Origin of the sequence: Sphingobium scionense (genome assembly GCF_014197035.1) — a bacterium.
In the GTDB taxonomy this organism is placed as follows: domain Bacteria; phylum Pseudomonadota; class Alphaproteobacteria; order Sphingomonadales; family Sphingomonadaceae; genus Sphingobium; species Sphingobium scionense.
On the sequence record NZ_JACIEU010000035.1, the window covers coordinates 13229 to 36975 of the forward strand.

The window sequence follows — 23747 nt, forward strand, 5'->3', positions numbered from 1 at the left end:
GCCCTCGGGGTTCTTTCGGAATGGGCTCAATTTTGATTCCTCCCGTCGGACGTAATCGGGGCTGTTTCTTGTGCATCCTGCTTCGGCCATCGCAGTTGCACGAAGCGGCTGATTTCGTGTTGGAGCTCAAGGTCTTCCGGGGTTCCGCCCCCGAAGCCCCCGTGCGGCATCGCTTCGAAGATATGCAATTCGGCCGACACGCCCGCCCGGCGCAGCGCGCGGTGCATACGAACTGTGTTGGAAAGAAAGAGGTCGCGGGTGCCCGACTGTAGAAATGTGGGCGGAAAGCCACTCAGGTCACCATATAGCGGTGATATGTGGGCCTGCGAAAGGTCAGCCCCGGCCGCGTAAAGTAGGTTGCTCGACGTCAGACGCGTAGGCAGCACCAGATCCACAAGCCAATTTGTCTCGAAGCTATCGCCGGACTCCGTCAGATCGACCTGCGGCGACAGCAGCACCAGCCCAGCCGGGAATGGCAAACCCTCGTCTCGCGCTCTGAGCAGGGTCGCGGCCGCAAGATTGCCGCCTGCCGAACGTCCACCGATGACGACGTCTTCCGGTCGGTGGCGCTCAAGCACGTAGCGATAGGCCGACAGGGCGTCGTCCAACGCTGCGGGAAAGGGATGCTCGGGCGGGGTTCGGTAATCCACGCCGTAGCATTTCACGCCATTTTGGTCGGCCTGCATCTGCGCTCCCACACGGCAGGCCTCACCGCCGCCAAACACCAGCGCGCCGCCATGGAAGTCGATATAGGCGCGCCCTTCGTCCGTTAGCGTTCGCGGCGTAGCAAGATGGATCGTTGCGCCATGCCCGGTAAGCGTTTCGACGGTCGAGCCGGATTGTCCGGCCAGCGCATTCACCGCCACCGCATATTGGCCGTCGACCTGGGTCTTGACGTGCAGCCATGCCTGAAGGTCGTCGGGGCTGGGCGCGACGAAGGCCGCGTTCAGCACGCTCCCGTCGGCGCGGACAAGACGTTCCAGCGCGGCACGAGCGGCGTCGCTTATCGAGGACGGGAAAGGGACGGTGTGCTGCGGTACGGCTACGCCGAAGTTCGGATCGTTCATCTGTGCTCGAACTCTTTGATGATGCAGGTACGGATATCCGCCTCCAGGGCTTCCGCCAGCGCTGCGTTGTCATGTCACGATCGCGGTCACCCGAATCTCGATCCGCATTTCCGGAAGACCAAGTGCGTCGACACCAACCTGCGTCCAGATCGGCGCATGATCGGGCATATAGCGCCTGAATAGCGTTGCCATCGTCTCGTTGACCACCGGCGGGAATCCGCCGACGTGGTACGAGTTCACATGCACAACATTCGCCCAGCTTGCCCCCGCGGTGGAGAGTGTGCGCTCGACATTTTGAAAGGCCTGCGCGATCTCGTTTTCGAGGTCGGCGGCTATGACAAGATCGTTGTTCCAACCTCCCTGACCGGAGATTTCCACGCGGTTCCCGATACGCACGGCCTGAGAGTAATGGAGCAGGTCTCGAAGTCGGTCGCCATAACCGGGCGTGACGAAGAATGAGGGTGGTTGCATGATCGTCTCCACGAAGGGGAAAGGTGCGACGGCGCTTTACATGTCGGGCGGGTGGTGGGGCGATGCTTGCTTGGCTCACGAAACCTCGCTCGATCCGCCTGGCGAGCGCAGGCGCCACCAACAGATCGCACCGACAACGAAGATCAGGGCCGTCCTGACGAGATGACCGTCGAGCGCGGAGCCGGAGAGCCGAAGGTCGTCGAAGACCCCTTGCTGGATCGAGTTTACGGCCGCATGCGCAAGCGCCGCGGACCAAAAGCTCCCCGAACGAACGGTCAGCCACCCAAAGAGCAACGATGCGCCAAGCATCTGCAGCGGGAACAGCACCAGCGCGCCGAGCAAGGGGGTTTCCGGGAAGTTGTAGCCGGCGATCAGCCCCGGCAAGTGCCACGCCCACCAGATAAGCGCGACCCATAAGATGGCAGCCACAACGCCACAATGCTGTTCCAGATGGCCTTGAAGAAAGCCGCGCCAGGCAAATTCCTCGCCGGTCGTCGCGACAAGCCCGATGGTCGAATAAATAATCGCAGTGGCGCCAACATTGAGCAGGAAGAGAGGCCAGTGTTGAAAACCAGCGCCCAATACCCATGGTCCTCCCGCGACAGAAACCCCGCTCGCAGCAAAGGTGAACCATCCCGATGTCGCCAATCCCGCCAACATGAGGATCCCGAGCATGGCGAAGGCTATCATCGTTTCCACGCCGATCCCGATCGGGAGGTAGCCTAATTTACCCAAGCGCCAACGGACGCCCTCGCGCGCCGCTCGACTGCGGGTCATAAACGCCAGGGCCAGGAAGGTCGGCGACCACATCACGAGGATGAAGACCGCTTTTGTGAGGCTGTTGTCGAGACCGAGCAGAAGGATAGCCGGAAGCTGGATGCACCAGCTCAGCGCGATAGCCAGGATCGCGTAGAGCACGATTGCCCGGAGCGTCATGGGCCTGCGCAAACTCTCAATGTTGATGGTGGCTCCAGTCATTCAGCACCCACCCGCGCTGGCTCACGGTCGCGGCCGAATACGTCCCAAGCCAGAGCGACGAGAGCTCCAAGAATGAGGAATTCCAAAAGAAACTGGCTCCAGCTCAAAACGCCCACAAGGACGGATTCGCCGGTGAAAGCGCTGTACAAGAGCGTGTTGCCGATCACGCCTTTGAGAAGCGCCACGAGGAAGGCGATGATCAGCACGCGGACTGACCTCGATCTTGGAAGCCCGTCCCAGATAAGCACCGTCATCAGCACCGCCCCGGCGACTGCCTCACCAAAGGACAAATATGCGGCAACGGTGACGTGAAACGGGTATGGAAACGCATAGAGATCGGGACGGGCCAGCCACGCGAAATGCTGGATGAGAGGTTCAAGCGCGTGGGCCACAAGCTTTCGAGCGGCCGTGCTGATCGCGCCGATCGCCAATGCGGCAATTAATAACGACGGAATGCCGAGAACCCATCGCACAGCGACCACGCACGACAGCGCAACGATGGCAACGCGTATCAGCGGACGGATCAGGCCGATCGCCGAATAGGCCCAGGCTCCCGTCACCACCCCACTCATGATCCCTACGCGCAATGTCTCTTGAATGGCAGCCATGATGACGAACGCGATGATCGTCCGCGCCATGATGCTGCGATGAGCCATGCTGGGATGGGCGAGCTTGAGAAAGGCGAGCAACGCACCGGCCATGAAGAATTCATTCAGCCATTGAGCCCAGACGGGTGGCTGAGGCAGCGGAAACGGCACGCCGGCCGCCAGCAGACCGACGTGAACGCTCATCGCCACGGCTCCAGCGAGAACCAGGCTCGCGGATAGCAGGCCGGGTCTTCGAACTGCAGATAAGGCGAAGGGAGCAGTCTGCTGCATCAATGCTCCTTCGTGATTCGGGCGTCCGGAGCTAGCTGGCGAAGTCATGGTCATTTGCCGAGGGATTCATCGAGGGACCGTCCGAGCTTCGTATTGATGACGGGGGCGCCCTCCAGAATGCGTTGAATGGGGCACTTGGCCGCGACGTCGAGCAAACGCTTTCGCTGCGCACCGTCGAGTTCGACACCTCGGATGAAGACGGTCTTCTCGAAGACATCGGCAGGGGTAGATGAGCCCGCAGATAGCTTCTTCGCGTGATCGACCACCACTTCCACATGCTCAAGCGGCCAGTTCTGCTGGCGGGCGAACCAGCGCACGGTGATGGCACTGCATTCGGCCAGGGCGGCCGTCATTAGCTCGAAGGGGTTTGGGCCAAGTCCCTCGCCGCCAGCGCTGATCGGCTCATCACCAACAATGCTGTGAGCACCCATTTCGATTTGAACTGCAAAGAGGCTTTCACCGGTTTCCGAAGCCGTCGCGCGGGTACGCAGTGCCACCATTCGATTTCTCTCCGATCCGTCAGCGCGGATCTGCATGGCGACGCCGCGCGTCGGCGTTGATGGAGGCCGCACGACCTGAGTTCTCGAGACGCGTGATGCACAGGCGGCGACCGGCATAGTCGAAAGCGATCACGCCACCGTTCCAAAGAGGGACGCCCAGGGTGCCGTCGATCCCAGTGCCTTCAAAAGCCGGGACGTCCGAGGTAAGGCTGACCTCCAGCGATCCGAAGCTGGAAGCGCCTGCACGGACATCGGCTACGCGAACGACCGCACCTTTCACCGCACCGCCGACGCCATAGCCTATTTCTTTCGCGACGGCCTTTTGGAGCAGCCTCTTGCCGGGTTCGCTACGAACGAAGTCGCCCCCCAGAACCAACGAACTGTGGCGGGTGCCAAGGTCGACCAGCACCTTGAGGCGAACCGGCCGTTCGCCGCCATCCGGGAGGACTTCGATCTCAACGACTGGAGACTCGTGCACGATCTCCAGCGGAATGGGAGAAGCACATCGAACCGTAGCTCCTGATCTGTCGACGGTTACCTGCCGGCGCGCGTAGTCGACACTGACCGTTCCGTTCTGGAAGGCTGGCGCACCAAGAAGTACATCGACGGGAAACCCGGCCGAGGATGACAGATTGCCAAGATCGACCGCGTATGCGGCGAGGTTCTCGAACCGGAACGGCCCCGCCGCCAGCCGTGAAATGGTGACGGGCATAAGCGCCTTCGCTTCGTTGCCGCCACCGGCGGCATCACCGGCCGAGCCACCCTCGCTGAGGCCGAGTTCCTTGCTGGCCTGCCGGTCGATGAGCACCGCACCCGCCCCACTGTCAAGAACCCCGCTTCGTCGCTGTCCGTTCACGTCCACCGATATCCGGACAAGGTTGTCCGCCAACTCGAAGGGTATGACGGTCACCTCTGAGGTCGTTGGAGTCGGGACGCGGGACGCGGGCGCAGGTGCGTCCTGCACCCTTGCCGGCGATCCTGCCTGACCGCTGCCAGCGAGGAAGAGCGCCGCCACAAGTGCGACGCTGCTCGACACTGAGCCGCTCATTTTTCGGCGCTAGCCGGTTGCGCCGGCTCGTCCGGCAGTGGGATGAATTCGCCATCGTCCGCATCCGGCAGCTTCATGCGGCCCGCCTTCCAGTCGGATGCCGCCTGGGCGAGCCGATCCTTCGAGGACGACACGAAGTTCCAGAAGATGTGGCGCTCGCCGATGGGCTCGCCGCCGAGAACCATGACGGTCGAATGCGTCTTGGCCTTGAAGTGCGAGGCACCCGCACCCAGCACCAGCATCTGGCCGGCTTCGTAGCGCGTGCCGTGCATCTCGATCGCGCCCGCCGCGATGTAGAGCGCGCGTTCCTCGTGCTTGTCCGGCACCTCGGCAACCGCGCCTGGCTCCATCTCGAGATGGGCGTAGAAGAGTGGGGAATGGGTCTTGGCACCCGCCGTGAGGCCGTAGGCGCTGCCGGCGATGAGATGACCGGCAACCCCGCCGTCGTTCCAGTGCGGAAGGTTCGTTCCCGCATAGTGGGTGAAAGATGGCGCCGTCTCCTCGAACTCCTCAGGCAGCGCGACCCACGCTTGGATACCATGCAGGCGGTCGCCGACCGCGCGGGCATGCTCGAAACGCTCGCTGTGCGTGATTCCGCTGCCAGCCGTCATCCAGTTCACTTGCCTTGGCCGAATCGGCTGCTCGTAGCCCAGGCTGTCCCGGTGCATGATCTCGCCCGAGAACAGATAGCTCACGGTCGAAAGCCCGACGTGGGGATGTGCCCTTACATCGAACTTGCGGTCGAGGCCGAGAGCCAGATCGACCGGTCCCATGTGGTCGAAGAAGATGAAGGGGCCAATCATACGGCGCTTCGCGAAAGGCAGGACGCGGCCGACTTCGAAGCCGCCGCCCAGGTCGCGGCGACGCTGCTCGATGACCATTTCAATCATGGGGGCTCTCCGGCGCGATGATGTCGGCATATTCGGGATGCCGCGCGTAGTAGGCGGCCATGAAAGGGCAAAGCAGAACTGCCTTGCGTCCTGTGGCACGGATCGCCTCAAAGGTGCCGTACGCGAGTTTCGATCCGAGCCCTTGACCGGAGAAGTGTTCCGGCACGATCGTATGGGTTAGCACGATACTGTCGCCCTCGAGCCTGTAATAGGCTGCAGCCATCTCGTGGCTGCCTTCGATCGGCAGCTCGAAGCGGTGCTCGGGGGGATTGTCCTCGACGGCGCTCACGCGAGGGCCTCCCCTTTGGCGAACGCCAACAGGTCGGCGTTGATGATGTCGGGATGGGTCGCGAACATGCCGTGCGACAAACCGGGGTAGGTTTTGAGCGTGCCGTTCGGGAGAAGTTTGATCGCAGTGCGGGCGGAGGCATCGATCGGCACGACCTGATCGTCTTCGCCGTGCATCAAGAGCACGGGCAGCGATACCGCCTTCAGATCCTCGGTGAAGTCAGTTTCGGAGAAGGCGACGATACAGTCGTAGTGGGCCTTCGCGCCGCCCATCATGCCTTGGCGCCACCAGTTGCGGATCAGGCCTTCGCTGACTTCTGCGCCGTCGCGGTTGAAGCCGTAGAATGGACCGCTGGGCACAGCGAGGAAAAACTGCGCGCGGTTGCGGCTGAGCGCTTGGCGGAAACCATCAAAAACCGACATCGGCAGCCCGCCGGGATAGCGCTCCGTCGCCAGCATGATGGGCGGCACCGCGCCCAGTAGGACGGCCTTGGCGACGCGCCCCGGTGCGCTGCGTGCAACGTAGCGGATCACTTCGCCACCACCCGTCGAATGTCCGATATGCACCGCGTCCTTCAGATCCAGCGCTTCGGCCAGTTCCGCGACGTCGGCCGCATAGGTGTCCATCTCGTTGCCGATATCGGTCTGATCCGAGCGGCCATGGCCGCGCCGGTCATGCGCGACCACACGGTAGCCTTTGCCGAGAAAGAACAGCATCTGGTTGTCCCAGTCGTCGGAGCTCAGTGGCCAACCGTGATGGAACACGATGGGCTGGGCGTCGCGCGGTCCCCAATCCTTGTAGAAAAGGCGGGTGCCATCCTTTGTCGTTAGTGTTGACATCTACTGGTCAATCCTTCTCGTCGGAGTGTCTTCCTGTGGCTCAGATCAGCCACAATCGCAGTGCGGCCGGCTTGGAGGCCATGGTCTGGCGAACGGTGCCCGGCATCAGTTCCGCGTCACGCTTCCCGCGTAACCGCTCAGCCCTCCGCCTGATTGGGGAAGGTGGCTCCGCCGGCCGCGATCTGCGCGACGGCGGCCGCGATCTGCGATCTGGCATGCGCGATCCCCGCTTCACGCGCTTCGGGACCAAAGCCGATCTTCTCGGCGTGGACAAAGGCGACGTCGGTGATCCCGATAAAGCCGAGCAGCTGCTTGAGGTAGGGCTCCTGGAAGTCGATGACCTTGGCCGGCCCCTCGGTATAGAGACCGCCACGCGACTGGATCACGATGTCGCGAATGCCCTTGAGCAATCCTTCCGGTCCGGACTCGCCGTAAGCGAACGTGACGCGCGGACGCAGCACATGGTCGAACCAGGTGCGTAGTGACGACGGAATGCTGAAGTTATACATGGGCGCGCCGATCACGAGGACCGTCGCGTGCTGCAGCTCAGCGATGAGATCGTCCGATAGCGACTTGGTAACGAGCTCATCCTCAGTCGCCGCGACGGCGCGAATGCCGGCGACGGTTTTCGGCGTCAGGTGCGGTATCGGGTCACCGCCCAGGTCGCGACGGGTGACGACGGCATCGGGGTTCGCCGCCAGCAAGGACTGCACGGTGTCCTCCACCAGGGCACGCGAAACCGATCCTTCGCCCGAAGTGCTGCTATTAATCGCGAGAATTCGGTCCATACAGCGCTCCATTCTATCTCTGAAGCGCAGCCTACCATTCCCCCAAGCGGCTCAGTAGCATCGCCCGATGACAAGCTGTGTCGCAGAATGCGGAACTCTCCTGACCGTCTTGGCCCCGGGCGGAGTAGATCCACGGGAGTCGACGCGTGCTTCCCTCCTGAACCGGCGCTCGCCCGACGGACAGTTCCTGTAGCGGCCGTGCATGGTGCGACGGCGCCACCCGCACGTCACCGCCACGGGGCTGAATGGGGTTGCTAACGCGCCGAATTATCCGGCCTTGGGTGGTGAAATCAGTTGGGTCCGGCCAGTTGGATCCGAAGCGCATCAAGTTCCGCGTCGGTTTGTTCGCGGATCGCGCGCATCATGCGTTCCGCATCATGATCGATCGACGATCTGGGCGGAACATGCCGTTGGATCGATAGCTCCACCACGCGCGCCGCAACGGTGGTCGGTTCGCCCTGCGCTGCGGAGCCGGCGAGCTTCTCCATACAGACGCGCAGGCGATTGCCATAGAGCTTCCGCTGAGCCGCCGTCATGCTGTGGTCGATCTGCGCCAATGCCGCGGTAGCGCGCGAACCGGCCGCTTCGAGATCGCTCATCGATGCGACGATGACGTCGATACCGAAGGGCTTCAACTCTGCCCGGTAGGCAGCCGAGAAGGCCTCCATTGCCGCCTGCGACGCACCCGATACGCCATCAAAGTGACGAGGCATCTCCGCCGTCCATGAACTGATCTGGACGATGCGTCCGTGCGCCATCCGCAATGCCGGAAGGAAGGCGTTGATCACCGCGAGCCCGCCGAACACATTCACTTCAAATCCCTGACGGACCTCCTCCAGCGGGAGAAGTTCAAGTGGACCTGGCGACAGGTGGGTCGTGTTGTTGATGAGAATATCGAGTCCGGAGGCTCCGATCGCCTCGGACACTCCTGCGGCCCAAGCACTCACCGGCCCTGCATTCTTCAGATCGCATACCGCCAGACTGACACGCCCGTTGGATGCACGCCGTAAATCCTCCGCCTCCTGTGAAGAATTGGCGGTGCCGAAGACGATGTAGCGCTTGGCGGCGAGCCCAAGCGCGATCTCACGTCCAAGACCCCGCCCAGCACCCGTTACCACGACGGATCGACCGGACCGTCCAATGCGCGTCGGCATGTCGTGTGCCCTTTGCCCTTTGCTCGAAAGTGGAAAGCCTCATCCTGTTCGAAGGCGTTCCCGCACCATGGGAGCGACTTCAGCACCGAGGAATTCGATCGACCTTTTCATCGCGGCCGTTTCGAGCGACGCGGTACTCATTTGGAAGGTGATGCGGGAGACGCCGCCCAGCGCCTCGCTGGCGCGCAACATCTTGGCCGCCACCGTTTCCGGGCTGCCGACCAGGAACGCGCCCTCCGGGCCGGCCATGTCGTCGAACTGCGCGCGTGTCGGCGGCGACCAGCCGCGCTCGCGGCCGACTTTGCCGGTCAGGTGCGCCCAGCCAGGAAAGAAGGCGTCGCGCGCCGCGGCGTCGGTCTCACCGACGAAACCCATCGCATGAATGCCAACCTTGAGTTTGGCAGGATCATGTCCGGCCTCGGCACCTGCCTCGCGATAGGAATCGACCGCCGGCCTGAACCGATCAAACGTGCCACCGATAATGGCCACCATCAGCGGAAGGCCTAGCGTTCCGGCGCGCGCGAACGATTGCGGCGAGCCACCAACGCCAACCCAAACCGGGAGGCGCGGCTGATGAGGCCGCGGGAATACACCCTGACCGTTGAGTGCCGGCCGAAACCGACCTTGCCACGTTGGGTGGCTCGTTTCGCCGAGCTTCAGGAAGAGTGCAAGATTCTCCGCAAACAGCTCGTCATAGGCACGCGTATCGAGACCGAACAGAGGGAACGCCTCGCCGAACGAACCCCGCCCGACGACGAGCTCGGCACGCCCCCGGGAGATCAGGTCGATCGTCGCGAATTCCTGGAAGACCCGCACGGGATCCGCCGCGCTCAGAATCGTCACAGCACTGGTGAGCCGAATACGGCTTGTGCGCGCAGCAGCCGCGGCGAGAATGATCGACGGAGCGGAATCGAGGAACTCGGCCCGGTGATGCTCCCCGATGCCGAACACGTCGAGCCCGACCCGGTCCGCGACCTCGACCTCCTCAAGCAGCTCTGCCATACGATCGGTCGCCGACGGCAGCGCGCCGGTCGTGGGATCGGGCAGAATCGCTGCAAAGCTGTCGATACCTATGTCCATCGAAACTACTCCACTGAAGCCATGTCGAGCGACGCCGGGGAAATCAGGCGACCACCTCGGCAATCTCGATCAGGTTGCCGAAAGGGTCGGCGAAGAAGGCAAGCCGGCGGCTGATGGCTTCGACCAGGAACGGCCCGGCCACGATAGTCACACCGCGTTCCCGCAGCTTTTCGAGCGTCACGTCGATGCTCGCGACCTCGAGGCAGAAATGGTGATATCCGGCATAAACGAGGCTTTCGCCCAGATCAGCGTAGGGCCGCACATCGCGGGGGGCCGGCTCGCCGCCGCCCAGGATCTCGATGTGAAAGCGGTCGTCGGCTGGCGGTGCGATGAAGGCCAGCTTCTGGTCGCCATAGTCCCATTCGGCGACCACCCGGAAGTCGAGCGTCTCTACATACCAACGCTTGACGGTTTCATAGTCGGGCGCGCGCACCGCGACGTGATGGCCGCGCATGTCGGCGAAGGGCGAAGCAGCATTGTACGCGGGCGGAACGAGGTCGGTCATGAGAGCCCTCCTTCGTGATGAAAAATACGAAAACGCGGTAGAACCACTGCCCGCAGAGACCTGTAAGGCGACGATCGACCCCGCAGGCCCATCGCCCCCGCCGGGCCGAGGATGGGGAGCGCCGACCACCGCACGATCAGAACCTGAACGTCGTCTGGAAGCCAATCATCTTGATCGTCCGCGCCGGCCCGGTTTCCCGGATGAATTCCCCGGGCTGGAACGCACTGAGCGATCCCGTAAAGTTCACGTTCGGCGTCGCCTGCCAGCTTACGGCCAGTTCGAGCTCCTTGCCGATGAAACGCGCGTCGCTGTCCTTGCCGCTGCGGACCAGGAAGCCGGGGACCGAGTAGACCCCGTCCTGGGTGCTCTGGCGCCAATAGGCCACGCCGGTCAGCGACACCGCGACGTCCTTGTGGGGATGAACCGTGATCGATGGCCGGACGTGGATCAGGTTTCTCGGACCGACCGGCGACAGCGCTCCAAAATACTTGCCGTTGGGGAAAAGTGCATTCAGCGTTCCCAGCTTGTGGTCGTTTGGATTCCCGTCGCCGGATACGACGTCGGCTGTGAGCCCAAGCTCGGGTTGCAGCGATACGTCACGGAAGCGATACCGCGTCTCGAACCCCGCGCCCCACGCCTCAGATTGGTAACCGGCGAAGGTGCCGCGCTGATACGCCGCCTCGACATTCCAGGCCCAGGTCCCGTTGTCTCCAAAGATTCGCGAACCGAAGGTGTGCGCCAGTTGCCTGCCGGCCCCCTGATCGAAGACGGCGTTCTGATCCTGCAACCCGATGTAATACACATCGAAGCCGTTCAAGTGGCTAGAGTCGAGCCACTGCGTGGCGTAAAGGCCCCATACCTCCTTGCTGCGCGATCGTCTGTCGTTGAAGTCGCCCAGCCGCGTGTCGACCGGCTGGAGGTAGAAGCCGGTCACCTGGCGCGTCTTGCCGGTGTAGATCGCTTCAAACCCGTCGAACGGCAGAGGAACGCCGGTTCCATAGCGCCGGTCGATGAACCGCCCCGATCCGAAAGAAACGAGCTTGCGGCCCGCCGACAGGCGGAGCGTATCGTCACCCGCCACCGGCAGGTCAACGTCGACGAACGCCTGCAGCATATCGATGCCGGTGGCGTCCGCCGGGCCCTTCGGCCGATCTGTGCCCGAAATCCCCGAAAGAATCGGCATCGCGAAAACGCGGACCTTGCCGAGGTGCAGGTCGGCGTAAGGCATCAGACGGTTCCAGACGTAACCGTCGTTCGGCGATGATCCCCACAGCACATTGTCATAGCCTTCGTAGCGCGTGCGCGCCTCGAGGCCGGTCGAGAGGTAAACGCTGCCGTCGTCGTTCAACGAAATATATTTGAATGGCTCGGCCCAATCCCCCGTCCGCTTTGCGGGATCGGCGAGCCAGGACCAGTCTTCCGAATAGCGCTCGATCGTCAGCGTCGGGGCGCGTTCCACGTTGGTCGAAACCTGCGCGTTTGCCGCGAACGGTATCGCCGCCGCGGCGGCGACGAAGAGCAGGCGCCACCCGGCATCGGTGAGCGAAATGTTGCGTTGACCGCCATCGCCGGAAAGAAGATGTCTTGCGCGTCTGAGCCGCAGCATGGTGATGGCGAGCATCGACATGACACCGGTCTTCCACAGCGCGCCTGGCCGATACTCGCCAACCATCGCGATCAGCCCGCGTCGGACTCGACGGGGGTCTTGAGGAGCTGCTGCTCCCACAGATACGCAATTCCGCTGCCGCCAAAGTGCTGAATGAGGATCTCGGTCAGGTCTTCGACATGCTCGGTGCGCGCCCAGTCGCGCTGCCATTCACCAGCGAGCGCCATGACAGTCATCGGGTTCGCACCGGCCGCGATCATCCGCTGGACGGCGACCTCATGAGACTCCTTCGAGATACCGCCCGACGCGTCGGTGATCACCGTCACGTCCCAGCCTTCGCCGGCGGCCTGGATCACAGGCATCGCAACGCAGACTTCGGTCCAAAGGCCCGCGATGATGAGCTGCTTACGGCCGGTCGCCTTGACCGCGTCCACGACCTTCTGGTCCTGCCAGGTGTTGACCCAGGTCCGGTCGATCACCTCCTGACCCGGAAAGACGTCGGTGATCTGCTTGAAGAGGAGCCCGCCGCGGCCCGCGATCACGCTGGTGAGAATGGTCGGAACGTTGAAGGCTTTCGCCAGCTTCGCCAGGGCGGTCGTGAGATTGACCACAGCCTGAGGGTCGTGGCTGTTCAAGTTCGCGAGTTGATAGGGCTGGTGGTCAATCAGAACGAGGACTGAATCTTCGGGGCGAAGAAGCGAGTCGAGGCCGTTGCGGAATGTCATGGCAGGTCTTCCTTCCTAAAATTGGTTCCGTGGATCGCCGACATCGATCAAGACGACGTCCCGGGTTCGAATGTTGCCATTCCCCTTTCCGGTGCGGTAGCATCGGCGGACGATGTACTGTGTCGCACGAAGGGGAACGCTGAATGGAAATTGAAGATTTGCGGACGTTCGTCGAGGTCGCCGACGCGGGGGGTGTGACGCCCGCCTCTCGCCGCCTCGGCATATCCAAATCAATGGTCAGCCGGCGGCTTGTCCGGCTTGAGGCGGAGTTAAGCGTCCAGCTTCTCGCTCGCACCACCCGGGGTGCCGCGCTTACCGAAGCCGGCGCGACGTTCCGGGAATACGCCGCGCGGGTGGTCGCCGAGATAGATCTCGCCAAGGAAACAGTTCTGCCGGCAGGCGAGTTGAGGGGACGCCTCCGCGTCGCAGCGCCGCTGTCATTTGGACCGACGCACTTCGCGCCGGTCCTCGCCGATATGGCCTCGCGCCATCCGGAACTACACATCCACGCCGCCTATACGGATCGGTTCGTCGACCTGGTCGGCGAGGGATACGATTGCGCGATCCGCGTCGGCATGCTGCCCGATTCTAACCTGATCGCCAGAAGAATTGGCCCGCTTATCGGTAAGTACGTCGCGTCGCCGGCCTACATTGCAAAGCACGGATCACCGGAAACGCCCGAAGAGCTGGTGACCCATCAGGCGCTGATGCAGGGAACCGAGACATGGCTCGCTACGGTCGATGACAAGGTCATCACGATGCGACCGCAAGGTCGGTTCAAGGCTGACAACGGCGTCGCCCTGGTCGCCGCTGCGGTGGCCGGGATCGGGATCGCAGCTCTTCCTAACGACCTTATCCAGGAACATCTGGACTCGGGCGCACTGGTGCCAGTGATGCCGAATCATCCCATCCCTGAGCATGGCATTTACGTCGTCCGTCCGCCGGGACAGCACCCGTCGCGTAAGATTCGGGTCCTCACCGAGATGCTGATCGAGTGTTTCGGGCGCTCGACCGAGGATACGGAAACGCTCTCAGTATGAAGACCCCCATCAGCTTGACTTCGCCCTCAATGCGAAGGCGGTTTCGGCCCTTCTCCCACGACGCTTGCGAGGCCCCTCGGAACGGGCGCGCACCGCTGGGACTTCGCGGTCGACGGCGAACGTCGATTGACGTCGGCAGAACTCAGGCAAGGCGCCATCTGCCTCTCTCCTCCCGCAGCAGCGTGGATCAGCGCTGAGCGCCAAGGAAAGCATGCGGCGTCTCGTGGCTGGGATCGTGCCCGCGGCGAGCACCATAGATCTGTGCCCGCCGCCAGGTCTGTCGTTTGGACTTACTTCTCTCCGTAGTAGCTCCCGAAGTATTTGACGGGCGACCATGCCGGAAGGATCGCGGGGAGCTCTGGCGAAAGGTTGCGATAATCCTGCCCGCCGAAGACGACTTTGCCGTTCATGACAGTCAGGACAGAGGAGACCGACTTGATCTGGTCCTCCGGCACCGCGAAGTAATCTCTGTCGAGCACCGCGAAGTCGGCCAAATATCCGGGAGCGATGGCGCCGATCTCCGCTTCTGCGTTCATGAACCACGCGCCTCCGATGGTGAAAAGTCTCAGCGCCTCGGCTCGGGTAAGCCGGTTGTCCTTGGCGAGCGCTTCGGATCCGGACACGGACTTGCCGGTCACCATCCAGCTTATGCCAACCCACGGATTGTACGTCGCTGCCCGGAAGGCATCGGTGGTCATGGCCAGCGGGATGCCGCTGTCGACGAGCATGCGAAGGCGCGGCGTCTCCAATGCCTTCTCCCGACCATATGTCTTGATGAAGCCATCTGCGTGCAGCGCCATCTTGCCATCCAGGGCGATACCGCCCCCCAGCTTCTTCACCCGAGCGATATTCTGCGGACTGATGGTCTCGGCGTGTTCGAGACTCCACCGCAGCCCGCCGAGCGGAATGGTTTCGTTCACCTTCTCCAGAGCATCGAGGAAAGGCGAGATGTTCTCGTTATAGCTGATGTGCATGCGAAACGGGATGCGCCGCTCGACCAGCTTCTTCACATCCTCCTCGACGAAGCGCCGCATCGTGTCCGGCTCGATGACGACCGCTGGGCGGTCGAAATTCTCGTGGTCGTGCACTTCTCCGCTCAAGACCTCGCCGGCTCCGCGATACTCATGCCCGTGCGCCAAGGCGGGATACAGGTTCTGTCCCGGGCTGATCGGCGCGGTCTTCGTGATCGCCTCAAGCTCCAGATCCACCATGTTCACCGGCCCGCCATCGCCGAGTTGCAGATCTACAAAGGGCATACGCACATTGAGGCGGTTGTCGCGAGCAAGGACGCTTACCCTTGCCTGCGCGTCGGGATATGGCCACCTGCCGCCGTTATCGATAATCGAGGTCACGCCGAACCGGTTCAGGCCGTGAACGCTATAAGCCAGCGAACTCACCTGTTCGTCGAAACTGGGCTGCGGCACCATCGCTTCCAAGGCAAGAAACAGCCACGTGTAGCCGTGGACCACGCCGGTGGGATTTCCGCGGCCGTCTTTTTCGATCTCGACGCCGTCGAGCTTCGGAAACCGATCAGTCCCTACGCCGAGCGCCGTCATCGCCTGCTTGTTCAGGAAGGCCTGATTGTACGCATATTGCACGATCGCAGGGTGATTGGGCACCGCTTCGTGTAGCTCGTCCAGCGTCGGGAATCGGTTCTCCTTGAACTGATAAGGAGACCAACCTCCGATTACCTTGACCCACTGACCTTCCGGCGTGCGTCTTGCCTGCTCGCGAAGCATCGTCAATGCTTGGCGCAGCGTCGGCACACCATCCCAGCGGACATTGTAGTTGAAGGCCAGGTCATTGAGGACGTGGATATGGGCATCGACAATGCCAGGCACGACCCTACGGCTGTGGGCATCGATCACCTTGGTCGAAGGGTTCTTCAGGGCCAAGATGGCCTCATCGGGGCCGACCGAATAGATCCGCCCGTCCTTGACGGCCAATGCCGTCGCCTCTGGCTGGGCACGGTTGCCAGTGAAAATCTTCGCGTTGAAAACGATCAGATCAGCGCCAGAGTTCTGCGGCGCCGGCTGCGCCTGAACTGCGGAGAACCAAACAATCGCTACGAACCCGATCAATGCTTTCCGGATCATTTTCACTCGCCCCATAAGATGTTCGAAATGGCTCGGCGTACCCGCTTAGTTATCGGCGACGGCACTCGCGGCGGTCCGGGTTGCGTTCGCAACGCTGCTGGCGCGCCCGTTCGGCCATGATCTGGCCGTCCCTGGCGATGCGTGAGAGCCTTTCGGTCTCCTCAATCGACCGGAGTTGTTTGGTGTCGCGCCTGTGCTGCTGCGAAAGCATGCAATCGCTGAAGGCGGGTGTGCCATACCTGTTGCCGAAGCTCTCGCACGTGCGCGCGTCCTCGCGTTGCTTCCGATTCCAGCCTTGCGCGCTCGCGTCATCTCCTCCGAAACCCATGCAGAGCATGGTGACGATGCCAACGGATACGAGAGCGGCGTGTTTACGTGCGAGAAGGCGTAGCATTGGGACTCCTGGTACTGTTCCGACGAGGCGCCGCGGTTCGTGTGCGATGCGAGCAGTTTCGTCGTCGGCTTCGTCGCACCCGCCTCCTAATGGGACTAACAATCCTGTGGTCGCGCCAGTAGCTCCACAAAATGACTTGCCGTGTCGCGTAATGCGGAACGCCATCGCCCTTACCAGTCAAGCGCCGCGATCACTTCGAATTATCGTTGCCCAATCAGTCAACGGCATCAGGTCGCGGCGCCACACTGTCGATCACTCCGGCGACCCCGGCGCCTGCGAGTTGGAGCGACTGATTTGGGAAGGTCCCGCTTGATGCCCGGAGACATTCCAACCGTGCCCCAGCCTCGCAAGTCACGGCGACGCAGGCATCGCGGGCGTTCCTGCTTGCGTGACACAGTTGCCCCGGTTCCGGAGCTACTGATCCCGTTCTCGATACGATATGGATTCGACAAATGCGGCCGCCGCCAAAAATCAGGAGGCTTGAATGTCGGACCACTATCAGAAGCTTCGCGTCGCGCACCGGTCGGGCGTCGTGACCGTCACGATCGAAAATCCACCGGTCAACATTCTCGACGCCGCGCTCATGACGGACCTGCGGAATTTTCTGATCAAGGTTCGCAACGATGATGCTACGCGCGTGATCGTCTTCGAGAGCGGTTCTCCTGACTTCTTCATCGCTCATGTGGATATGGCGTTGATCGACGATCCGCATGCGTTCGACGAGATCGCGCGTGATGTGCCCGCTGGCCTAAACGTCTTCCAGGCACTTGGGGAACTGGTTCGCGAGCTTCCGCAAGTAACCATTGTGAAGCTCGCTGGCGTAGCGCGGGGCGGCGGCGCCGAGTTCATCGCCGCCTGTGACATGGCCTTTGGAGCGATCGGACGAGCCGGTCTCGGCCAGGTCGAGGCACTCATGGGCATCGTGCCGAGCGGAGGCGCGATGCAATATCTTTCGACGCGCATGAGCCGCGGGCGCATCCTGGAAATCATTCTGGGAGGCGGCGTTTTCAGCGCGGAGGAGGCCGCCGCCTATGGTTGGATCAACCGGGCGCTGCCCGCGACCGAGCTCGACGATTTCGTCGATACGCTGGCCCGCCATATCGCCGCCTTGCCGGCTGGCGTAGTGCAGGCAGCCAAACGTGTGCTGCCGCCTCCCGATCTCGGGGCCGGGTTCGTGCGCGAGCAAGCGGAATGGAGCAGGCTCTTCGCCGAGCCAGCGGCTGAGGCGCTGATCCGAGGCGGTCTGGCGCGGGGTGCCCAAACGGTGGACGGAGAAAGGCGTCTGGAGGAGATCCTGCGCAGCATATCGCCGTAGCGCTGCTCAGCGCTTCCCACAGCAGGACCTGACAGGACACGCTGCGTGTGTCTTTACGGCTGATGCCTTGGCGAGGATGGCTCGGAGTTGATGTGGAGACGATCTGCAGAAATCTCACCGGAACGCAACGGGTGCTTTGGCGGGATCTCATATCGCTGCGGCCATATCTGGAGCCAGCTTCTTGACCATGGTCCTGCCGCCCCCTTGTGACGAGTTGACTGCGCGCGGCGTGTCAGGCGTCGCTGCGGATCATCGCATCACGCTCGCGATCCTTGCCGGGTTCGTGCGATCGGTCGTCGATCTCGATCAATGCGACCAAGCTGCCCGTTGTGGGATCCTCGACCACGAAGTCGACGATCTTTCGCTGGAAGCGATTCCAATCGGCCGGGGTCGGCCGCCGGCCCGGCACCAACGGGACCTTGAGGAGGGCACCCATCGCGACCTGAGCATGGAGACGGTACATCGGCAGGACGCGCTCCAGCGCGGCGAGCATGGCCTGCTCGCGCTGTGTCATGAACGGCCGTGCCACAGGCTCCAGCGGCTTCTTCGGACCGAAGCCCCGGGAGAGTTTCGACCAGCCGAGGACCACGATAGCGCCCACGAACAGGAGCGAAAGCAGAAATTCGGATGTGCGCATCATCGCCTCCCTTAGCCCCAGCCGTCCCGGCGGCCTTCGCCATTGTCGCGCAAGTTGCGGCCATCGAGAGCCGACCGGCGGATGTTGAGCTCGACCTCGTCACCCTTGCGCGTGATCTGCACATCGCGCGGGTCGATATTGTTTCGGCGGGCATAGTCGTCTGCCGCCTTTTCACTGCCGAACTTGCCGGCCTGTTCGAAGTCCCAACCCATCGTTCGTCTCCTTCTCTTGGCCGCGGGCACCGCGCCGGCGACGTTTCCATTCACAAGTCGAGTCCGAGGCTGCGCTCGGGCAGCGGCGGCAGCGGATCGGGGCGATCCGGTTTCAGATCCGGCGGTGCCGGCGGAGCCTTCGCGGCCGGCGCGGGCGCGGCGCCATCGGGCAGCGGCGGAAGGTCGGTGGGGATTGGCGGGAGGTCGGAGAGATCGACCCCGTCGATCGGGCCCGGGTCGAATTTCTCGCGCGGCTGAGCGCCCGGCCCCTTTTTGCCGTCGATGTCGAGACGGCCGAGCGTCTCGAGGGAGGAGGTCTTGTTACCCGGGTTCATGTCGAGCTGCCGGGTTAGCTTCTCCTTGTCGTCCACGATCATCGTGAGCTCGTCGCGCACGCGGGTGACGCCGACGTTGAAGAGGCGCTGGTTCGAGAGGTTGCGCTCATGGGACGACATGACGGTAATCGCCTTGTCGGTGGTGATCCCCTGCGCCATGTGCATGTTGAGGCTGTAGGCAAGGTCGAGCCGAGACAGCATCGGATCACCGAGGCCGAGCGTCACGAGTGCCTTGTCTGCAGTCTCAACCTTCACGCCATCGGCATCGATGCCGACAACGCGCGCGAGAGCGGCATTGAGCAAGCCGCGCTCCTTGTCGTTGGCGGTCCAGCGGATACGGTCGCCGTCGCGCAACTGCAGGTCCTTCTTCTGGGAGAGCTGGAGCCGGTCGCGCTGTTCTGTCGGCGACAGTTTCTGGGGATCGAAACGGATCCGACGGCGACCGTCCGACAACTCGACCTTGCCGTTGGCATGGACTTTCAGAACATCGTAGCGGCCCGCCCTGATGCCGACATCCTGCGCGCCGCCCCGGCCGACCTCCAGCGTCTGGCCCTGCCGATAGGTCGACGCATAGCGCAGCTCCTCCCGGGTCGTATTGACGCGCTCGTAGACGGTGAGATGGATCGCCTGGCCCTTGACGCTGCCTTCCGCGATCAGCCCGTCCTGAATGCGCTGATTGATGATGGCGCGCGCATCGCGGCCCGAAGCGAAGACGGCGGTCGCCTCGCGCTCGAGCGGATCAAGCCCAAGCCACATGTCGGAGGCGGCGGCAGCAGGCTCGGCCGCCTCGACGACGCGGTCCCCCAGCACCTTTAGCGCATCGCCGGCCTTGCCGATATTGGCGAGCGCGGCGACCGTGCGCAACTGGTCGGTGCGCTGACGGATATTCTGGTCCATGCGCGCCACGGTCCCACCGCCGACCTGGATCATGGCGAAGGCCTTGCCGGCATCGATCGAGGAGAGTTGCTGGCGATCGCCGACCAGCACCAGCTTGTCGACCCCCAACGCAGCCGTGATCTGGTGGAGCTTGAGCATGTCGCTGCTCGAGACCAGCGACGTCTCGTCGACCAGCAGCATGGTGCCGGCGAGCTTCTCGCGTGCGGCGTCATATCGGGGCGTGTCACGTTCGGTGATGAAACGCTCATTGGCGAGGACGAAGGACGCGATCGTCTGCGCCTTGATGCCCGCGCCTTCGGCGAGGTCCGCCACCATCTTGTTCTGGAATGCGAGGCCGGTGATCGATCGGCCTTCGGCTTCGGCGACCCGGGCGACCGCCTGGAGCATGGTCGACTTGCCGGCGCCGGCGACGCCCTGGACCGACACCGTGCGGTCGGCGGAGGAGAGGATCATTGTCGCCGCTGCAAGCTGACCCGGGTTGAGCAGCAGAGCAGCGGCATCCTGCAAACGCTGCGGCGCGTCTGCTGCCGCCACGATCGGCTCGGCTTTTCCCTTTCCGTCCTCGACTGCGCCGAGGATCTTCTCCTCGGTGCGCAGCGCTTCCTGCGTGGTCACCATACGACCGGTCCGATCCGCGGCAGTCGCGACACCCGGAATGAGCTGACGGTTCTGCACCAGCCGGTCGATCCGCTTCTCGATCATGTCGACGGTGACGCCCTTGAGGCCGAGATCGAGCGCGGTCTTGCTCAGCAGATTGACGGGCCAGGCGGCTTCGCGCTCGGAGATCATGCGCACAGCGGAGGCGACGGCGAGCTGCGCCCGCGCTTCCCCCGGCGACTTGACCGCCCGGGCGAGCGCATTGTCCACCAGCGGATCCTGGGGACGAAGCAGCGCACCCAGCGTCTGGCGGGCGCCGTCGACGGCATCGACGATGGCGCGGTAGCCGCGCTCCAGGGCGCTTTCCGGAGCCGCCAGCCCGGCGCGTGCCTCGGCGGCCGCCCGCAGGTCCTTGCCGTCAAAGCCGTGGGCCGCAGCCTGGTCGATCCAGCCCTGCTTGAGCGCCGCGCGATCCTCGACATCGAGCTTGGGATCGCGCGAGCGCTTGGTGATTTCGCGCAGGCCCTCGGCCGACTTGATGCCCAGACGTGTCGCGTGATCGAGGATCTCTTCGCGGCGTTGACTGAACTCGCCGATCACAGCCTTGGGGACGCCCGATATCTCGAACGTGCCATGCTTGCCCTTGAGCTCGAGGCTGTAGCCGATTCGCTCGAGCCCGGCGCGCAGGAAGGCGTGATAGATCGAGCCGATGATGCTGTTGTGGCTCCAGAGCTTGTCGGCATGGAGCGCCTGCCATTTGCCGTCGGGCATTCGCGTGAGATTGGCGATCACTGCGTGGATATGCGCCTGGGGATCGAGCGCCCGGCTGGTGTCGTGCTGGAACAGCGCATAGACGAGATTGCCGGTCTGGACCGGCACCTTGCGGCCTTCGATGTCGCGCCGCCCCTCGGCGAGGTTCTTCTCGACCCAAGCCATGGTCTGCTTGACGGCCGCCATATTGGCCTCGAGCACGCGCTTGTCGCCGGCGACATAGGCCATGATCGAGGCCGACTTCGGCATCGAGAAGGTAAGGTCGTAGCCGGCGCGGCGATTCTCGACCTGAGCGACCGCCTCGCCGCTCGGGAGGATGCCATTGAGCACGCCCTCGAACGCGTCCTTGGAGACCCCGCCGGACAGACCAAGGTCTTCCGACCCCTCCCCTGCCCACAGGCTGATCTCGGAGGATCCCTCGACCGTATAATAGTCGTCCTTCGCGAAATAGTTCGCGGCACCGGAAGCGGAGCGGACGCCGGCGACCGAGAGCATCAGATGCCCATATCCATGCTGTCATCCTCGCGGCCGCTGGCGAAAGCCTGGCGCAGCTCGACTAGCGTCTGGTCCTCGATCTGCGGGCTGGTCTCGCCGTGCCGATGACCATCGCGGCGATCGTCCCTGTCGCGCGCGGAGACCGTCTGCTCCTCGCCGCTGGTGCGCGCAGCCTGTGCCTTGTCCGCGGCATGGGTGGCGGGCGTCGCCTGTTCGTCACGATCGTCGGCGCGCTGGGCCGCGCGCCGGGCGGCATCGTCCTCCTCCTCGACCTCGGCCGACAAGATGCGCGCGGCCAGATCACGGGCGAGATTGGTGGTCTCGGCCACCTCTTCCACCACCTGCAACGAGCCGTCGCGCCCGCCTGCCTCCCCTGCCCCATCCTCGTCGAACGCTTCCTCTCCGCGCTTTGACCGCACCGGCCCGACGTCGGGCCGTTGGACGAAGCCCTGGGCGACCTGGGGATAGTCTTTCCACTCGAGCAGGATCCGCGCCGCGGGAAAGCCGTCGGGGAACTTCACGAAGCCGTGCATCGAGGGCAGATTGGTGATGTCGTCGGCGATGACGAGCGGCTCGACCTGCTTGCGCGGGGTAAGCGTCGAGGCGTCGCGCGTGTTGTTGTACCCGTAGCTATAGGCCTCATCCATCTGGCGAACCTCGCGGTTGCCGATGTAGCGCGCGCACTGTTCGGCGGTGTCGAGATCAGCGGTCGCGAGGATGAGCTTGGAACGCGCGAGCGAGGCGAGGTTGCGTGCGCCCTGCTCGCCATAGACTTCGACGAGTTTCTCGAAGCTGTGGATGCCGAGGATCATCGCGCCGCCGAACGCACGGGCAGTCTGGAGACCGTTCTCGATAGCGGGCAGGCGGTGGAGCGCGCCGAGCTCGTCGAACATGAACCATGTGCGCAAGCTGCGCGTGCGCGGCAGCGTCATCAGCCGGTTGATGGCGAGGTCCATCCAGAGCGTAAGCAGCGCCCGGTTCATCGGCAGATCGACATAGTTCGAGGTCACGAACAGGATCGAGCCGGGCTTCTTGGTCAGCGTGATCCAGTCGCGGATCGAAAACGGCTCACCCTCGTCCGGCAGGAAGCGCAGGACCTGCGCGTTGGTGTTGAAGACGGCGCGGATCGATTCCGCCATGCGGGCCGCTTCTGGGGCGGTCAGCGGATCGGCGATGGTGTTGGCGAGGAAGCGGTGGACGCGCTTCAGGTCGGCCGTCATCAGGTTCTCGGACAGCGCAAGGTTGCTGGTCTGTCCCCGCTCCATCAGGCGGATGCACATCTCGATGAAGAGCGTGCGCGCGGCGAGCGCCCAGAAGGGTTCGGAGGAGCCGCCGTCAGACGGGATCAGCGCCGCGGCAGCGGCGGTGAACTCGCTGTGCGTGCGACAGTCGTTGAAGATCGACCAGGCCGGGCAGCGTGCGTCCATCGGATTGAGGATCGTGTCGCGCGTGGGATCGTAGAAGGCTTCGACATAGGCGCCGGTGAGGTCGAAGATCACGGCGGTGTCCTGACGCTCGCGCATCTGGGTGACGAGGCTCCTCAGCTCGGTCGTCTTCCCCGAGCCGGTGGTGCCGATGAGCATGGCATGCGACTGTTCGGTGCGGTGCGGAAAGGGGATGCCGGCGAGCGTGTAGGGATGATGGATGCCGGCTTCCTTGCGCGCGCGGAACGGGAGCGCCAAGACCTGCCGCGGGGACAGGCCGGGGAAGAGGTCCGCAGCTTCCTCTTCGAACTTGATCCGGTTGTGCTCATTGATCTCGGCGAGAAGGACAGAACGGTCGACCAGCATGGCCCCGCGTTCATGGCGTTCCTGAAGGATCGAACGCCCCCGCCGGTGCGAGATGTCGACGAACCAGATGGCCGCCGGAATGGTGATGAAGATCGAGACGAGGAAGGCGCCGATGAGGCCGCGCATCGCGACGGCCCAGGCGGTGATGACCTCGGGCACATAGGGCACCGCTTTCATCACGGTGCGCAGGATCTCGCCATTGGGAAGCGTGACGTTGACGCGCTTGCTCGGATTGAGATCGACCCAGTTCCAGAGTGGACTTGTAACGGATTTGTGCCGGTCACCTCTCTCATTATGCCACCTTGGCTTCGAAGGCGAGCGGGCTGATGCCGCCCAGATATGAATGTCGG

The 23747-nt window shown here is 63.4% G+C and carries 23 protein-coding genes; 2 read left to right on the top strand and 21 right to left on the bottom strand.

Annotation, left to right across the window (positions count from 1 at the left end):
- Positions 1-26: 26 nt before the first annotated feature.
- The 15 genes from GGQ90_RS25205 to GGQ90_RS25275 all read right to left on the bottom strand — a co-directional run bounded on the left by GGQ90_RS25205 (position 27) and on the right by GGQ90_RS25275 (position 12818).
- Positions 27-1067 carry an alpha/beta hydrolase gene (locus GGQ90_RS25205; protein WP_051767932.1) on the bottom strand — a complete coding sequence of 347 codons (1041 nt, stop codon included), beginning with the start codon at positions 1065-1067 and terminating at the stop codon, positions 27-29.
- Positions 1068-1136: 69 nt separating this feature from the next.
- Positions 1137-1550, bottom strand: a complete 414-nt coding sequence (locus GGQ90_RS25210; protein ID WP_237828529.1) for a RidA family protein — start codon at positions 1548-1550, stop codon at positions 1137-1139.
- A 63-nt stretch (positions 1551-1613) separates the two neighbouring features.
- Positions 1614-2516: a CPBP family intramembrane glutamic endopeptidase gene (locus GGQ90_RS25215; protein WP_081856569.1), complete on the bottom strand. Its 903-nt coding sequence runs from the start codon at positions 2514-2516 to the stop codon at positions 1614-1616.
- Positions 2513-3394, bottom strand: coding sequence for a hypothetical protein (locus GGQ90_RS25220; RefSeq protein WP_188084299.1), 882 nt, complete (start codon positions 3392-3394; stop codon positions 2513-2515). Before GGQ90_RS25220 ends, GGQ90_RS25215 begins: the two co-directional genes overlap by 4 nt.
- Positions 3395-3444: 50 nt before the next feature.
- Positions 3445-3894: an OsmC family protein gene (locus GGQ90_RS25225; protein WP_051767934.1), complete on the bottom strand. Its 450-nt coding sequence runs from the start codon at positions 3892-3894 to the stop codon at positions 3445-3447.
- A 19-nt stretch (positions 3895-3913) separates the two neighbouring features.
- Positions 3914-4804: a retropepsin-like aspartic protease gene (locus GGQ90_RS25230; RefSeq protein WP_162180680.1), complete on the bottom strand. Its 891-nt coding sequence runs from the start codon at positions 4802-4804 to the stop codon at positions 3914-3916.
- Between the two features lie 134 nt (positions 4805-4938).
- Positions 4939-5832, bottom strand: a complete 894-nt coding sequence (locus GGQ90_RS25235; protein WP_030538470.1) for a pirin family protein — start codon at positions 5830-5832, stop codon at positions 4939-4941.
- Positions 5825-6121: a GNAT family N-acetyltransferase gene (locus GGQ90_RS25240; RefSeq protein WP_030538471.1), complete on the bottom strand. Its 297-nt coding sequence runs from the start codon at positions 6119-6121 to the stop codon at positions 5825-5827. The genes GGQ90_RS25235 and GGQ90_RS25240 overlap by 8 nt, the downstream gene beginning before the upstream one ends.
- Positions 6118-6960, bottom strand: a complete 843-nt coding sequence (locus GGQ90_RS25245; RefSeq protein ID WP_030538472.1) for an alpha/beta fold hydrolase — start codon at positions 6958-6960, stop codon at positions 6118-6120. Before GGQ90_RS25245 ends, GGQ90_RS25240 begins: the two co-directional genes overlap by 4 nt.
- A 137-nt stretch (positions 6961-7097) precedes the next feature.
- On the bottom strand, positions 7098-7748 hold the full coding sequence (locus tag GGQ90_RS25250; protein WP_188084300.1) for an FMN-dependent NADH-azoreductase: 651 nt from the start codon (positions 7746-7748) through the stop codon (positions 7098-7100).
- Between the two features lie 290 nt (positions 7749-8038).
- The gene (locus tag GGQ90_RS25255) at positions 8039-8866 is read right to left on the bottom strand and encodes an SDR family NAD(P)-dependent oxidoreductase (protein WP_223178444.1); all 828 of its coding nucleotides are present in this window, start codon (positions 8864-8866) and stop codon (positions 8039-8041) included.
- Between the two features lie 75 nt (positions 8867-8941).
- A complete protein-coding gene (locus GGQ90_RS25260; RefSeq protein ID WP_030538475.1) occupies positions 8942-9982 on the bottom strand; it encodes an LLM class flavin-dependent oxidoreductase in 1041 nt (346 codons plus the stop codon).
- Between the two features lie 43 nt (positions 9983-10025).
- The gene (locus GGQ90_RS25265) at positions 10026-10487 is read right to left on the bottom strand and encodes a VOC family protein (RefSeq protein WP_030538476.1); all 462 of its coding nucleotides are present in this window, start codon (positions 10485-10487) and stop codon (positions 10026-10028) included.
- Positions 10488-10623: 136 nt separating this feature from the next.
- Positions 10624-12114 (bottom strand): alginate export family protein, encoded by a 1491-nt coding sequence (locus tag GGQ90_RS25270; RefSeq protein WP_246428438.1) that lies wholly within the window; start codon positions 12112-12114, stop codon positions 10624-10626.
- 50 nt (positions 12115-12164) lie between these two features.
- A complete protein-coding gene (locus GGQ90_RS25275) occupies positions 12165-12818 on the bottom strand; it encodes a hydrolase (RefSeq protein ID WP_030538478.1) in 654 nt (217 codons plus the stop codon).
- A gap of 143 nt (positions 12819-12961) precedes the next feature.
- Between GGQ90_RS25275 and GGQ90_RS25280 the strand changes: the two genes are divergently transcribed.
- Positions 12962-13858: a LysR family transcriptional regulator gene (locus GGQ90_RS25280; protein WP_030538479.1), complete on the top strand. Its 897-nt coding sequence runs from the start codon at positions 12962-12964 to the stop codon at positions 13856-13858.
- A 290-nt stretch (positions 13859-14148) separates the two neighbouring features.
- On the opposite strand, the gene GGQ90_RS25285 is transcribed toward GGQ90_RS25280, so the two are convergent.
- Positions 14149-15954 carry an amidohydrolase gene (locus tag GGQ90_RS25285; RefSeq protein WP_188084301.1) on the bottom strand — a complete coding sequence of 602 codons (1806 nt, stop codon included), beginning with the start codon at positions 15952-15954 and terminating at the stop codon, positions 14149-14151.
- 49 nt (positions 15955-16003) lie between these two features.
- Positions 16004-16348: a hypothetical protein gene (locus tag GGQ90_RS25290; RefSeq protein ID WP_051767939.1), complete on the bottom strand. Its 345-nt coding sequence runs from the start codon at positions 16346-16348 to the stop codon at positions 16004-16006.
- Between the two features lie 484 nt (positions 16349-16832).
- On the opposite strand from GGQ90_RS25290, the gene GGQ90_RS25295 reads away from it, so the two are divergent.
- The gene (locus tag GGQ90_RS25295) at positions 16833-17663 is read left to right on the top strand and encodes an enoyl-CoA hydratase/isomerase family protein (protein WP_030538482.1); all 831 of its coding nucleotides are present in this window, start codon (positions 16833-16835) and stop codon (positions 17661-17663) included.
- 232 nt (positions 17664-17895) lie between these two features.
- Here GGQ90_RS25295 and GGQ90_RS25300 read toward each other — a convergent pair whose 3' ends face one another.
- The 4 genes from GGQ90_RS25300 to GGQ90_RS25315 all read right to left on the bottom strand — a co-directional run.
- Complete coding sequence (locus GGQ90_RS25300; RefSeq protein ID WP_188084302.1) at positions 17896-18300, bottom strand: DUF2726 domain-containing protein; 405 nt, start codon at positions 18298-18300, stop codon at positions 17896-17898.
- A gap of 11 nt (positions 18301-18311) precedes the next feature.
- Complete coding sequence (locus GGQ90_RS25305; RefSeq protein ID WP_188084303.1) at positions 18312-18512, bottom strand: hypothetical protein; 201 nt, start codon at positions 18510-18512, stop codon at positions 18312-18314.
- 50 nt (positions 18513-18562) lie between these two features.
- The gene (gene mobF / locus GGQ90_RS25310) at positions 18563-21607 is read right to left on the bottom strand and encodes a MobF family relaxase (RefSeq protein ID WP_188084304.1); all 3045 of its coding nucleotides are present in this window, start codon (positions 21605-21607) and stop codon (positions 18563-18565) included.
- Positions 21607-23747, bottom strand: a 2141-nt coding sequence (locus tag GGQ90_RS25315; protein ID WP_246428439.1) for a type IV secretion system DNA-binding domain-containing protein, incomplete at its 5' end; no start/stop codon positions are given. The genes GGQ90_RS25315 and mobF, both read right to left, overlap by 1 nt.

What these genes read in the sequence shown, in the direction of transcription:
- GGQ90_RS25265 (WP_030538476.1), bottom strand. Translation starts at nt 10,487, where the DNA reads ATGACCGACCTCGTTCCGCCCGCGTACAATGCTGCTTCGCCCTTCGCC.
- GGQ90_RS25290 (WP_051767939.1), bottom strand. Translation starts at nt 16,348, where the DNA reads ATGCTACGCCTTCTCGCACGTAAACACGCCGCTCTCGTATCCGTTGGC.
- GGQ90_RS25305 (WP_188084303.1), bottom strand. Translation starts at nt 18,512, where the DNA reads ATGGGTTGGGACTTCGAACAGGCCGGCAAGTTCGGCAGTGAAAAGGCG.
- GGQ90_RS25250 (WP_188084300.1), bottom strand. Translation starts at nt 7,748, where the DNA reads ATGGACCGAATTCTCGCGATTAATAGCAGCACTTCGGGCGAAGGATCG.
- GGQ90_RS25235 (WP_030538470.1), bottom strand. Translation starts at nt 5,832, where the DNA reads ATGATTGAAATGGTCATCGAGCAGCGTCGCCGCGACCTGGGCGGCGGC.
- GGQ90_RS25215 (WP_081856569.1), bottom strand. Translation starts at nt 2,516, where the DNA reads ATGACTGGAGCCACCATCAACATTGAGAGTTTGCGCAGGCCCATGACG.
- GGQ90_RS25260 (WP_030538475.1), bottom strand. Translation starts at nt 9,982, where the DNA reads ATGGACATAGGTATCGACAGCTTTGCAGCGATTCTGCCCGATCCCACG.
- GGQ90_RS25275 (WP_030538478.1), bottom strand. Translation starts at nt 12,818, where the DNA reads ATGACATTCCGCAACGGCCTCGACTCGCTTCTTCGCCCCGAAGATTCA.
- GGQ90_RS25225 (WP_051767934.1), bottom strand. Translation starts at nt 3,894, where the DNA reads ATGGTGGCACTGCGTACCCGCGCGACGGCTTCGGAAACCGGTGAAAGC.
- GGQ90_RS25205 (WP_051767932.1), bottom strand. Translation starts at nt 1,067, where the DNA reads ATGAACGATCCGAACTTCGGCGTAGCCGTACCGCAGCACACCGTCCCT.
- mobF (WP_188084304.1), bottom strand. Translation starts at nt 21,607, where the DNA reads ATGCTCTCGGTCGCCGGCGTCCGCTCCGCTTCCGGTGCCGCGAACTAT.
- GGQ90_RS25280 (WP_030538479.1), top strand. Translation starts at nt 12,962, where the DNA reads ATGGAAATTGAAGATTTGCGGACGTTCGTCGAGGTCGCCGACGCGGGG.
- GGQ90_RS25295 (WP_030538482.1), top strand. Translation starts at nt 16,833, where the DNA reads ATGTCGGACCACTATCAGAAGCTTCGCGTCGCGCACCGGTCGGGCGTC.
- GGQ90_RS25245 (WP_030538472.1), bottom strand. Translation starts at nt 6,960, where the DNA reads ATGTCAACACTAACGACAAAGGATGGCACCCGCCTTTTCTACAAGGAT.
- GGQ90_RS25300 (WP_188084302.1), bottom strand. Translation starts at nt 18,300, where the DNA reads ATGCGCACATCCGAATTTCTGCTTTCGCTCCTGTTCGTGGGCGCTATC.
- GGQ90_RS25285 (WP_188084301.1), bottom strand. Translation starts at nt 15,954, where the DNA reads ATGATCCGGAAAGCATTGATCGGGTTCGTAGCGATTGTTTGGTTCTCC.
- GGQ90_RS25270 (WP_246428438.1), bottom strand. Translation starts at nt 12,114, where the DNA reads ATGTCGATGCTCGCCATCACCATGCTGCGGCTCAGACGCGCAAGACAT.
- GGQ90_RS25220 (WP_188084299.1), bottom strand. Translation starts at nt 3,394, where the DNA reads ATGCAGCAGACTGCTCCCTTCGCCTTATCTGCAGTTCGAAGACCCGGC.